Genomic DNA, 13,044 nt, shown 5'->3' on the forward strand with positions numbered 1-13,044 from the left:
AGCCGCAGCCCTTCGCCTTTTTGTTTAATTGCCAGGAACCGTACTTAGTTCCCAAGTCAACGTAGTTTGATAGGTCGCAGCTTGAGGAGCAGCTCTTGGTGGAACCTCTAACACCACACTTTTATCGGCGCTGGCTGCATCACCAAACCGATAGATCCAAGTACCGATCCCTTGAGCGTCTTTTGCGGTCATCAGTTCTGTCTTTTCTCCCGGAATCAGTTTGATTCCGTCAGGCTGACTCAGGTCAGGCTCACCCATGTCTTGAGCAGACGCCAGCTGTTGATTGGTCAAATGCAAGCTTGCTCCTTTAAGTTCATGATTTTGATCATTGTGGAACTGGTCATTTTGGATAACAGAAAGGGTCCAGCCATGGCGGTCATTTTCACTCCGACGATCACTGATCTGCACATAGTTTGGGCGTTCTTCTTCTTGATTGACGGCCCCATCCGGATTCAATAAGCGTTGAGGTTGTGCATAATAGTTCTTTGTTTGTGCAGAAATTCCCTGCTGGCCAAAAGAAAAACGAGAGACAAAGTCAATACTTAACAGGCCTTGTTCCTCGGAGAGTTCCGGTACGTTTTCTGGTGCAACTTCCGTATTTGGATCTAAAGGATCTTTAGGCTTAGGCGGCCGTTTTGATTTCTCCACCACCGTACTTGCAAAGGCAGATTTTCCATTTAGATAGGCATAAGCCGTCACTTCATTTCCTTCAGTAAAGAATGATCCTTGTGGGAGCTCATAGATATAATCCCCATTGTCATCGGTAGTCACATGATACTTTTCACTTTCAGAAAAATTGGGTGACTGAATAGTTCCTTCAGGTAATGCTGGATCTCCAGAAAATCGAATCACACTGTTTGGTGAAGCTTTACCAGTAACTGTATAAGAATTGACTTCCATCGAGTCCTCCGTCAAGGCATTTATGTTTACTTTAACATCCGGTATTTTTTCAAAGAGTATTCGTTGAACATCGCGTGTAGTGAAGCCCTCAGTAAAACTAGTCATAGTTTCTTGAAATATAGAAGAAACATTAGCAATTGTTGGATTTATTGTATTATACTGGAGTATCAAATTAAAAATAGGTGTCCAAAAATAGTCTGGTTCTTCCGTAAAATTACCTCTATTCCATTGTTTGACAGATTGGATGTCAATATCTAGAATACCTGAAGTCCCAGCAATACTGATCAGTCCATTAGACGTCGCCCCAGAGATAGATGTCGTACGTTCTAAATTTACTTTTTGGGCATCAGAGAATTCAAACGTTGAACCTGCTGAAGCAAAATTAAGTAGACTTTGGCTGATGGATGTACTATCACTTTTTATATCGAGAGCCCCATCCTTGGCAATTTTGAAGTATGCATTCCCAGCTACATGGACAATATTTGATGTTGCACTACCCCTTCCTGTAGCATTGATATTAAATTCAGCATTCTCGCCTACTAGTAAAGAACTCCCAGCAGCCATGTAAACTAAATTTCTATCTATTGCATTTGAATTGTGGGTATGACCTGTTGATTCAATATTTATTTTAGCGCTATCCTCTAATTTTAACGTAGAGTTATTGCTACGCAAAGTTATCGCTGAATAACTTCTCTTATTGTCAATGTTGATAGTTGATCCTTCCTTCATGATCAGATCCCCATTCAGGATATCTATACTAGAACCTCTACCATTCGCATTGTCCCCAGCTCCTGTTCCATTAGATTCTATGTTGATCATGGCATTTTTTTCTAGTGTCAAACTAGCATCTAATCCACCTAATCCTATAATTATATTCCCACTATTGACAGTTGACAAATTAAGTTCTCCATCTTCCTTAATAGTTAAACTTCTAGTTTCCAAGTTTACAGAATTCACCGTATTTACTCTCCAATCCGTACGGAATTTAGAGCTATAGGTTGCAGTGATATAATTATTTACTGTTCCAGAAATATCAACATTCGTATAATAAGGTGCAATTAATTCATTACCATACGCATTAATATTGTGGAGAGTAATATTGGACAATGCATGTTGTGGGACAGTGAGATTTGTTGTTTGAAAAAAACCCCACCAATTTCCTGAATAAACATCCAAGTCATTAAATGTAATATCCCATGGTGAATTAACATTATGTGTTGCCGGATACATTCCTAACGAAACAGCCCCAAAATCGATTTGATGCCCATTACCATTAATAACTAGATTTCTAGAGATATTACTTCTCGTCAAATAAACGAACGAGAGTCCTCCAGTAACATTGGAATTGCTTCCAGTTATCATACCTGTTAAACCAGCTAAAGGCGTTGCAGGAACTTCAAAATCATCAATAATTTCTATCGTAGATATAGATGGATTTGAAAAAGCTGCAATAAACTCAACCCATGAGCCTACGTTAATTAGATCATCACTGTTCACTTCAACACCATTTGCTGCCTGACTTAACTCTTGATTTGGTGCATTCAATATGGGGACATCAGGTAGTTCTTTTTCTGAATAAGGGGACTCTATCGTTCCCTCCTCCTTCTTATCCTCACTCGATGGATCAGTTACTTCATTCCCTTTATGTTCTTGGGACGATTCTTCACTAACTATCTCAATCGTCATCATTGCTTCTCCTAAAGTAATTGTATACGTACCTGTCTGTTCAAAAACCAAGGGAAGACTAAATACGTTCTGTGGAACATCCATTTTTATTTTTATTTCATTTTTTCCTATACCTTGTTTTACAGTGATTCCATGCGCTAGCTCGTCATCTAGAATTGCTATTTCTTCCGGTAAATTTATTACTGCCTCAGTCACTTCTTGATTTGCAAGCATTACTAAAGTAAACACTTCTCCAATAGAGTAGGTTGCTTGGGTCTCTTGAAATGTGAATATTGGTTTATCTTTAAGTTTCTCATTAAAAGTAGTCGAAGATTCAATTGTAGCCGTTCTTTCTACTGCCTGAACAGAGGTAGATAAACCAATTATAAATGGAAGTGTAACTAGCTGAGAACAAAGAAATGTGACACCAAGTAAAGCGAATTTATTTCTTCTTTTCATACTCTTTTTCCCTCCTACTCTTATCTTCTTTTCTTTTTTTTATTAACAACCACCCAGTAATAAGTAAAAGTACGGAAAACAAAACAAGTGTTGCTACTAGCCACCAATTGATGTTTGAATCAATCATTACATCTTCACGGTTCAACTTGCGAGCTTCGTCTGCTTCAATGGTAAACTCACGCGTCCATACCCATTCATTTTCCCCCGAAGTCGCTGTTAGTTCTAGGACATAGTCCCCACTCCGAAAACGGTCTCCTTCTAGAGAAATTGGAAAGTTAAAGTTTGAATTTGGTGCCATCTGCATCATTTCTTTCTTTGCCTCATAGAGAACGACGTTCTCTCCTACTCGTTTCACCGTGGCTTCCACCGCCAATTGATTGACAAAAGTGGGCGTAAAGTTTTGTAAAGAAGCACTGATCACATTGCGGTAGTTTAATTGATCCGCAAATACATCTAGCAGTTCCAACTCCGGTTGTACCGAGTCTCTGTTATTACTGACGACCACACCAACCACATAGGCGAATTCATTTTTTATGGCTACGCCTTCTCCTTCATCAATTTCTGCCGTTGCCTCTTTTTGTTCGGCAATACGTAATCCACCCGCTAAAAAGCCTTCAAATGCTTCTTCTGGCATCTGTAAGGGAATCTCCACAGTTTTCGTTTCATTTCCTGCTAACTCAATCACCTCAGAAGGCTCCATCAGGTCAGCTAAGGAATGAACCAACGTAGGGTCTGCTTCTTGTGCATCTTTCCCGTATTCAACGTTTCCTAACACATTGGTATATGCAGTATGGGGAGTCACTTGAATTCGTATCGGTTCAGCACTCGTATTCCCAATCTCCAAGCGCAAGGTTTCTTTTTGATTGGGTGCTAAGTTTAAATCATAATACCCTTTGCTTTCATCCACTTGGCTGTCTGGAAAAATTGGTGTAGCATAAATATTTAGAGTCGTTTCTTTTGCCTGAACAGAAAAGGGGAAAAGCAAGCAGAAAAAAGGAAACAGCCATAAGTAATAGTTATTCTTTTTTTTAAGTTTCATGAAACGTACTCCTTTCCTAAAAAAGGCAACGCTACAAGGATCTGTAACGCTGCCGATACTACAATGTCGTAGTAAAAAATATTTATTCTTACACTTCAGTATCAGGAATTGAGTTGTCAGGAGTTGAAGTTAACTCCCATGTCAATGTGGACTGATACGTTACGGCATCTTTTGCGGTAGATCCTGGAACAAATAGTTTAATCGCGTCATTTTCTACAACGTCTGCGCCATCTGCGACTTGTTTTGCAATAGCCTCATGGTCGCCCCAGACAACTGAAGATGTCCCTGCTCCTTTTTGCGCTGCTGCTGTCATTACTGGTACTGCAGCTTCACTTGGTAGAAGTTCTAACCCACTTGCGTGTGTTTCAGGTCTTTGTTCAACATCATCAATGCTATAAAGTAATGCTGGATCAAGTAAGGTGATCTTTGCACCTTTTAATACAGCATTTTGTGTTTCCTTCGTTGCTTGGAATTCAGTTAGACTCACACTTAGTTCCCAACCTTCATTTGTCCCACGTGTATCTTGAACCTGAGCCATACTCACGTAAGGAACTTTGTTTTCATCACCAGTTGTTCCTGTTAATTGTTGTCTTTCAGCAACCATATTGTAATTTTTATCAGTGGTCGAGATAATTTGTGACCCAAAGTTCATCGTTGGAACAACAGCAATCGTTAATGGACCTTTGTTTTGACCATCAGGATCTACAACTGGTGGAATGGTTACATCTGGACCGTCTGGTCCAGTATCAACGACAGTATCATCATTACCTGGGATAAATGTGATCTGGCCATCGGTTGTTGTTTTACGAACTTCGTTTGTTTTTTCTACTTCGGTAGGCTCATCAGCAAAAGCTTGAACGCCTCCGGCAAAAATAGTAGCAGATAATGCAGCAACAGTAGTTAATCGAATAAATTTCATTAATAATTTCCTTCTTTCCTATTAGTTGTTTTTGTCATTCTTTTGATACCAAGATTCCCCGCAACAATGACAAACAACCACCCCAGCCACAACCACTGATTTTGTCTTAATATGTTAGTTTGTGGCAATCTTTCAGACGTAGGTGGCTTGGAGATATCCGGCGGTGGATTGGGTGTGCCGATTGGTTCATAACGCCCCGTAAATGTAATGGAGCTATCTGTTTCGGACGACTGGATCGATGCCGCCTGCCCTTCAAGCAAGGGGACTTTTATAAAGAGTACCAATAAGCAACTCAAAACGATCCACTTCTTACCTTTCATTTCCCTCCTCCTTAGATATATTGGCTCAATAACCTTCGTTTTTTAGAATGAACTTTCGTTATGTATTCTCTAAAATAGAAAACCTATTCTAACAACGTTTCCAAGACATTCGACATAATCGAATGTCTTTTTTTGTTCTCCTCCCAAAAACGAAGGTTTTTAAAACGCTTATAATGTAAGTTCACATGCATGTTTCTTACAACATTAAGATTACAGGGATATTCAGGTAAAATAAAATCATTGTTTTCATCAAGATATGAAATAGATGAAAAAGCACCCACTAGTTCCTTTAGTGAGTGCATTGATGTTAAAGAAATGGTTTTCGATAGGGATCAATTTTTCTTTCTAGATTCCGCCAGTCATGCTCATCTGGGACAGCTTTCAATAACAAGTAATCAGTTTCAACAATATAGTCTAAGAGGTACCGATTATAGTTTGTGACAATCAAATCAATATGATCGGCATTTAATATTTCTTGTGTCAGATGTTGCAATGGCAAAAAGGTCAACGTGTGCTTTGTACCAAATTGTTGCATTGCACGAGTTCGAATCTGTTGGCAGATGAAGTGATCACCTTCTAAAAGAAAATAAACTCTTTTTGTCGGTGAATAAAAATCAAAGATCAAGTCACTGTAGATCGTTAAACTCACACAAATATCTTCAAGATATGGCGCAGCCAAAAAGTCTTTTCTTTGATGCTTCTTTAAAAATCGTAAATTCCGTTGATAGTTTTCATTGTCAGAACGCATGAGAGATTCTTTGATGTCCTGTGCCTCTTTGTTCAATCCAGGAGCTAACGCATAGTTCACTTTTCTAGACAAAAAGAAGGATTGCAAGAAAATTTTTATCTTGGCATAGCTCTCATTTGTGAGCTCAAACTCTTGTAAGTAAGCCTCTGTAAGTTTGGCAATTTCTGATCCTTGATGAAACTGCTGGTAGAACTTTTCCTCCGATGCTTCTCGATCTAAGGTACGTTTACAAATAGTAACTAAATAAATCCATGCAAATTCTTCCTTCGCTAGTTCTACGCCGTAAAGCTTGTTGATTCCGTCTTTTAAAGAATACAGGAGGGAGAAGCTATTTCCTTTGTAGGCTAATTCAATCAAGTATTTCGGGACTGTTATCGGAAAACCAAGGCTCGCCCGTTTGATTGCAATAAAAAAAGTATAGTAAAAAGCAGCTGGTGTTGTTCCAGTACCAATATCATATTGTCCTAGTTTGTTGTTTAACTGGGTTAAGACCAACTCATGCAATGCGGGGTCGGGAACAAGGGTATGGGCAGTATCAATCCCTTCGTAATAAAAGTCTTTGAAGAATTTCCGTAAATCCGCTTCGCTCCCTTCAATTGTCAATGGATTCGACACCCATTTTAACCGATAACTGCTCAATATTTTGTTCGATTGACCCAACAACCGTCGAAACGTGCTCTCAGAAAAATGATAATGATGGGCCAACTCGTCAATATCCATCAATTCCCCTTGAAAAATATGACCGATGATTTCAAATAAACACTCATTTTCTAATAATTCATGTTTCTTTTCTTGGTACACGGAAGGTTTTTTCTCTTTAAACAGAAAGCCGCTATACCCCGAAATTAAGGTAATACAATCGCCAAAATAGTCTTTCACATACTTGAGATCATTTGCAATTGTGCGTTGTGTGACTTGCATCTTTTCTGCCATTTCACCAATTGTAAATAAACGATCTCGTTCCATCACACTCAAAACTCGAAATAAGCGCTTAGTTGTGCGATTACTGATAAATTCTAACTGTAAGTCTCTCATGTTTACCACCTCATCTTCACCTAAAAACTTTTCTTTACTATGACATAGATAGCATAATAATTGAAAATGATAAACACTTTTCGAGCCATTTAACACACTAAACTACTATTTCCCGATAGTTGTTTTTTCCAACTAAAAAAGGGATCAAAAACTATTAAGTTTCTGCCCCCCCAAAAAGAGGTATCATTCTACTCATCAATCTAAATTTAAATGCCCGTTGCTTTTTTTGCGCGTTTATAAACACTAAAATAGAGTGTTCCGTATCACTTTATGATGAACGAATTTCAAAAAGTCCAATCAGAAGCTGCTTAGCTTTTGATTGGACTTTGGCTTTTTGATATTAGTTGTTCAGTGAAAAGAGATCGGGATCACATCACATTGAATATCATCGAATGTTTCGTTTCCATGCTTAGATCATACCCGCACAGTTCTTTGAAATAGGTCTGATAATCCGTTTCCACTATTCGCAAGATATCTTCACTTGAAAAATCTTCAAAATTGATCAACTCAGCCACTAAACTGATCTTCGCATCGATCCCTAAAATCTTTGGCCAAACTTCCCAGAAATTTCGACTAGAAATTTGGTCCACTAAGGTATTCAAACGGCGAATCTGATCAGTCAAATAGTCTTTCAAGACGGTGCTTTCTCGTTTCTCGACTGCTTCAAAGGTGCGTTGAAACCCCTGAAGATAGTCTTGTTGGGTCGTAAACACGGTCATAGTGCGTTATCCTCCTTTTTGTTTAAAATGAAAGCTGATCCGTCAATGGATTCAATTGGTGTTTGACCATTGTCCAATCTTTGGTTGTCGGCTGACTATTGATCAGCACATAGTCTGTTTCTAGACTATCGTCCGAAAGATAGGGGCGATAGTTCGTCACGATCAGATCAATCTTTTCGTTATTTAATTGTTCCGGTAGAAATTCCTGTAACTTTACAAACAGTAAGTGGTGGTGGTCCCCTAGCTGTTCACGGGCCTCTATGCGAATCGATTGAACCACTAAGTAGTCACCCTCAATAAAAACAAAATTTGTTTGACGGGTTGGTAATAACGAAAGACCATATCCATGTATAAGGTAAAGCTCACCGCTACGTCTTCAAAGGTACTGGAAGAAATCGGAAGGGCCTTTGAATGGGTTAACAAGAAGTGAGTATTGATTTTATGGATCTGACTGTGTTTTTTTTCTACCATGTCATGTACTTCTTTTAACTCTTTATTCAATAGTGGACTCAAGGCTTCATTCACCAAACGTGACAAAAAAAATGATATCATAAAGTGCCCGAGTATATCTGTATCCCATTGCTCAAAAAATGGATCTGACAAATACGCTGAAACGACCTGCTCAAGCCCTGTCCAACAGTTGAACCGTTGGACAAATGTGATTTCCTGATCAGAGCGATCGATCGTTCGCTTGGCAATGATCGAAAAGGTGGAGCCATGCAAATTCTTCCTTTGGAAGATGAATCTCAAAGTCTTGATTGATCCTATCCTGCAAGGAATACAGCAATTGAAAGTCCTTTTCTTGATAATCGATCGCCTTCAACCACTTTGGTACCGTGACAAAATGATTGTGTTGGACGCGGATCATGGTGATATATAGGTGATAATAAAAGGCTGAAACCGTCGTCCCTGTGCCCAACTCATACTCACCTAATTGATTGGATAGTTCGTCTAAGACTAATTTGTGCAGGCGCTCTGGAGGCCGAATCGTATGGGGCGTCTGTTCGCTATTGTAATAAAAATCAAAAAAGAACTTTCGGATATCGGCTTCTTTCCCCTTGAAATTGACCGGAGTGAAGGTCAAGCTCAAGCGATATGAGGCCAAGATTGGTTCGATTCTCGCTAGAAATCGACGGAGCGTACTTTCTGCATAACTGTAGTGATGGGCTAATTCAGCCAATGCCACCGGCTGTCCCCAAAAAATAGTGCCGACGATCTCAAAAAGAACTTCATTCTCTAAGAGTGCTTCTTTTTTCTTGGTACTTGACGCGGTCTCGTTCATCAAAACGAAACCCATTGTACAAAGAAAGCAATTCAATGGTCTCACCAAAATAGCTTCTAATTGCTTGAATATCTTTAACCAATGTGCGTTGAGAAATCATTAAGCGTTCGCTAAGTGCCACGATCGTAAAATGATGTTCTCGCTCAATAATCGATAAGATTCGCATCCAGCGACGGGTCTCCGCATTCGTGATAAATGAGAGCTGTAATTCTCGCATAGCATTCCCTCCTTCTTCCCCTCAGTCTTCTTTTTTTCCAACGACATGTTTTTGCTCATCATACCTTATCGGTTCATTAAATACGAAAAGAACGCCTTTTTCAATTCTATCTACAATAAAAGAAAAGAGCGGCCACACTTCTCTTCTTCTACCTAGTTATCCGGTACAGCACTCAACTCCCATGTGAGGGTCGTTTGATAGGTCGTTGCTCTAGGATCCGCCGATGGCGGCACTTCAAGGGCAACACTTTCTCCTGCACTTTCTCCATCACCAAAACGATAGATCCAAGTCCCTGCGCCTTGGCCGTTGCGTGCGGTCACAAGAGGCATTTTTTGTTCTGGGATCAAGGCAACGGCGTCTTGGTTTTGGAGCATCGGTTCTCCATTTTCTTGGACAGAAGTAAATTGTTGGTTATTCAGCACCAGACGTGCACCTCTAAGTTGATTGCCTTGACGATCCGTAAACTGATTGTTTTGTGTGACCGCTAGTGTCCATCCCTTGCGTTCGTTGTCTGGGCGGCGATCACTGACTTGGATGTAGTTTGGCCGTTCTTCGGCATCATTGAGGGTTCCATCATGATTCAATAAGCGTTGTGGTTGTGCGTAGTAGCGCTTGGTCTGAGCAGAAATGGCTTGTGAACCGAAGGTAAAAGACGAAATGAAATCAATACTCAGTGTTCCTTGATTTTCAGGAAGTTCTGGAGGATTTTCTGGATCCACATCAACTTCTGGATTTAACGGATCTACAGGATATACTATATCTTTCATGTATCGAAAAACTATGACTTGCTCTTCTTCAGTAAAACGACCTGAAGTATTATTAGGGACTTCTTTTAATGTATATCCGTCTATTTCTTTTTCTTCGATTTGAAATGGTGCGCGTATCCCACCAGTAATCCTTTCTGGAGGATTGACTGCTTGATCATTGATATCTCTGTAATGAACGGCTACAGAACCTGTTGTTTGCCACTGATAGTTACCTGGATTGGTGCCGTCATATTCCCGCCAAAAATTGGTTGGGGAATAGGTAATATAAGTTTCAGGAATTGTATTTGCTTGATTCAAATAATAGACCCAATTGCCAGTATACTGATCTGAAGATGGGATAGTAGACATTTCGGGAGGGCTCGACAAGTGATCAAAACGAGATCTAGTTCCTAGACGAATTTCTGAAAGATTGGGGGTATTAACAAACATATTGGTAGCTGAAGAAACATTTGTAGTATTCCAATTGGCTAAATCTAACATTTCAATACTACTTGCTCGAATAAACATCTGTGCCATATTAGTAACACTCGATGTATCCCATGTTGATACATTTAATGTTTTCAACTTGCTAGTATTTTGAAACATACCAAACATATTGGTAACACTTGAAGTATCCCATTTTGAAACATCTAACATTTCAATATTACTTGCGCCAAGGAACATCTGTGTCATATTATTAACATTCGACGTATCCCATGTGGAAACATCTAATGTTTTTAAGTTGCTAGTATTTTGAAACATACCAAACATAGTGGTAACACTTGAAGTATCCCATTTTGAAACATCTAACATTTCAATATTACTTGCGCCAAGGAACATCTGTGTCATATTAGTAACTTTCGACGTATCCCATGTGGAAACATCTAATGTTTTTAAGTTACTAGTATTTTGAAACGCAGCACGCATAGAATTAACATTCGACGTATCCCATTTTGAAACATCTAACATTTCAATACTACTTGCGCCAAGGAACATCTGTGTCATATTAGTAATACTCGACGTATCCCATGTCGAAACATCTAATTTTTCAATACTACTTACTCGAATAAACATCTGTGCCATATTAGTAACACTCGACGTATCCCATGTTGATACATTTAATGTTTTCAACTTGCTAGTATTTTGAAACATAGCAAACATACTGGTAACACTTGAAGTATCCCATTTTGAAACATCTAACATTTCAATACTACTTGCGCCAAGGAACATCTGTGTCATATTAGTAACTTTCGACGTATCCCATGTGGAAACATCTACTGTTTTTAAGTTGCTAGTATTTTGAAACATACCAAACATATTGGTAACATGAGATACATCAAAATTTTCTGCCTGATTTATTCTTTCAAGATGTGGCAAACCTGCAAATAAATTGGCTGAGGTTGAGGGTAACAACACTCTGCCTTCTACCGTAATCGTTACCACATCAGTAAGTATTTTCCAAGGAGCAGAACTTACTGTTCCCGCTGTCCCGCCTTGCAAGGTAATCGTCTGAGTTCCTGAATTCCAGCTCCAACTAACAGTTCCCCATATACCATTTCTGGATTCGTCGATCCGAGTACCTTTACTATCTTGATTGGTATCTGTTTCATTCTCTTTTGTTGATTGTTCACTGTTTTTTATTTCTTTTTCCTCTGAAGAAATATTGTCTTGATCAGTTATTTGTTGGCTTTCCTCAGTTTGAATATTAAGCTTCGGTTTTGAATCGCCATCCGTAACTTCACATTCCCCTACTTCTTCTATCGTTGGTAGTAGTTCCATTAGTTCTTTTTCTTCAGTGTCCATCTTTGTCTCTGCGTAGACCATGCCGACAGGCATGCATACAGATTGGATGAACAAAATGGTCGTCCCTAACACAAGCATCGGTCGTCTCAATCTCGTGGTCATTTCATTCACTCCTTCTTACTGTTCTTGCTCGTTTACTCTTGCTTTCTTCTTTTGAATCAGTAGATACAAAATGACGACAAGTAAAAGAATAACCAAGACGATTGAACCAATCATCCACCAATTCGCATGATTGTCGATCATCACATCTTCTCGATTTAATTTACGGGCATCATCAGCATCGATTGTAAATTCTCGTGTCCAAGACCATTCGTTTTCTCCCGACTTTGCCGTTAGGTCTAATACATAGTTCCCGCTGCGAAAACGATCGCCTTCTAACGAAATCGGAAAGTTGAAGTTCGAATTTGGCGCCATCTGCATCATTTCTTTACTGGCCTCATAAAGTACGTCGTTTTCTCCGGCACGTTTGACCGTCGCTTCCACTTCCAAGCGATTCACAAAGGCTGGCGTAAAGTTTTGTAAAGTCGCACTGATCACATTCCGATAGTTCAACTGATCCGCAAAAACATCCAACAGTTCCAATTCTGGCTCTACAGAATCGCTGGTATTGCTGACGACTACCCCGATCACGTGGGCAAATTCATTTTTGATGGCGACCCCTTCCCCTTCTGGTGTCTCACTTTCTTCCGCTTCTTTTATTTCGGCGATTCGTAATCCGCCGGCTAAATACCCTTCAAAGGCATCTTTAGGCATCTGTAAAGGAATTTCTATGGTCTTTGTTTCTTTTCCTGATAAGGTAATGACCTCCGAAGGGGTCATCAGTTCATCCAAAGAATGGATCAAGGTCGGGTCTGCTACATTGGCATCTTTGCCATACTCGACATTCCCTAAAGTATTGGTGTAAGCAGTATGCGGCGTTACCTGAACAGTGATTGGTTCTGAACTGGAATTGCCGACTTTCAGCTTCAAGGTCTCTTTTTGACCAGGCGCAAGTAACAGCTCGTAATACCTTTGCTTTCATCTACTTGGCTTTCTGGAAAAAGTGGGGTCACGTGTGTATTTAAGGCAGTTTCTTCTGCTTTGACTGAAACTGGTAAGAAGAAGAAAAATGCCGCAAGGAGCCAAAGCCCGTTTTGCATGGCATGTTTATATCTCATTTGTCGTAATCCTTTCTAAAAAAGCAGCGCTACAG

General features: G+C 39.6%; 13 protein-coding genes. All 13 read right to left on the reverse strand.

Annotation, left to right across the window (positions count from 1 at the left end; genetic code table 11):
- Positions 1-24: 24 nt before the first annotated feature.
- Positions 25-3,024 (reverse strand): WxL domain-containing protein, encoded by a 3,000-nt coding sequence (locus IGI82_RS18255; protein WP_438842653.1) that lies wholly within the window; start codon positions 3,022-3,024, stop codon positions 25-27.
- A complete protein-coding gene (locus IGI82_RS18260; protein ID WP_438842654.1) occupies positions 3,008-4,063 on the reverse strand; it encodes a WxL protein host-binding domain-containing protein in 1,056 nt (351 codons plus the stop codon). Before IGI82_RS18260 ends, IGI82_RS18255 begins: the two co-directional genes overlap by 17 nt.
- A gap of 88 nt (positions 4,064-4,151) precedes the next feature.
- Positions 4,152-4,982, reverse strand: a complete 831-nt coding sequence (locus tag IGI82_RS18265) for a WxL domain-containing protein (RefSeq protein WP_438842655.1) — start codon at positions 4,980-4,982, stop codon at positions 4,152-4,154.
- Positions 4,982-5,302: a hypothetical protein gene (locus tag IGI82_RS18270; protein WP_429966798.1), complete on the reverse strand. Its 321-nt coding sequence runs from the start codon at positions 5,300-5,302 to the stop codon at positions 4,982-4,984. The genes IGI82_RS18265 and IGI82_RS18270 overlap by 1 nt, the downstream gene beginning before the upstream one ends.
- 307 nt (positions 5,303-5,609) lie before the next feature.
- Entirely contained in the window at positions 5,610-7,085 is a 1,476-nt protein-coding gene (locus IGI82_RS18275; RefSeq protein ID WP_438842656.1) for a helix-turn-helix domain-containing protein, read from the reverse strand.
- A gap of 368 nt (positions 7,086-7,453) precedes the next feature.
- Positions 7,454-7,804: a DUF7006 family protein gene (locus tag IGI82_RS18280; protein ID WP_438842647.1), complete on the reverse strand. Its 351-nt coding sequence runs from the start codon at positions 7,802-7,804 to the stop codon at positions 7,454-7,456.
- Between the two features lie 22 nt (positions 7,805-7,826).
- Positions 7,827-8,084: a hypothetical protein gene (locus IGI82_RS18285; RefSeq protein WP_438842657.1), complete on the reverse strand. Its 258-nt coding sequence runs from the start codon at positions 8,082-8,084 to the stop codon at positions 7,827-7,829.
- Complete coding sequence (locus IGI82_RS18290; protein WP_438842698.1) at positions 8,084-8,527, reverse strand: hypothetical protein; 444 nt, start codon at positions 8,525-8,527, stop codon at positions 8,084-8,086. The genes IGI82_RS18285 and IGI82_RS18290 overlap by 1 nt, the downstream gene beginning before the upstream one ends.
- A complete protein-coding gene (locus IGI82_RS18295; RefSeq protein ID WP_438842658.1) occupies positions 8,475-9,086 on the reverse strand; it encodes a helix-turn-helix domain-containing protein in 612 nt (203 codons plus the stop codon). Before IGI82_RS18295 ends, IGI82_RS18290 begins: the two co-directional genes overlap by 53 nt.
- On the reverse strand, positions 9,034-9,303 hold the full coding sequence (locus IGI82_RS18300; protein WP_438842659.1) for an HTH domain-containing protein: 270 nt from the start codon (positions 9,301-9,303) through the stop codon (positions 9,034-9,036). Before IGI82_RS18300 ends, IGI82_RS18295 begins: the two co-directional genes overlap by 53 nt.
- A gap of 152 nt (positions 9,304-9,455) precedes the next feature.
- The gene (locus IGI82_RS18305) at positions 9,456-11,954 is read right to left on the reverse strand and encodes a BspA family leucine-rich repeat surface protein (RefSeq protein ID WP_438842660.1); all 2,499 of its coding nucleotides are present in this window, start codon (positions 11,952-11,954) and stop codon (positions 9,456-9,458) included.
- Positions 11,955-11,969: 15 nt separating this feature from the next.
- A complete protein-coding gene (locus IGI82_RS18310; protein ID WP_438842661.1) occupies positions 11,970-12,821 on the reverse strand; it encodes a DUF916 and DUF3324 domain-containing protein in 852 nt (283 codons plus the stop codon).
- On the reverse strand, positions 12,818-13,009 hold the full coding sequence (locus IGI82_RS18315) for a hypothetical protein (RefSeq protein WP_438842662.1): 192 nt from the start codon (positions 13,007-13,009) through the stop codon (positions 12,818-12,820). The genes IGI82_RS18310 and IGI82_RS18315 overlap by 4 nt, the downstream gene beginning before the upstream one ends.
- Between the last annotated feature and the right edge of the window lie 35 nt (positions 13,010-13,044).

The organism is Enterococcus sp. AZ067, from assembly GCF_051715005.1.
Taxonomy (GTDB): domain Bacteria; phylum Bacillota; class Bacilli; order Lactobacillales; family Enterococcaceae; genus Enterococcus_D; species Enterococcus_D casseliflavus.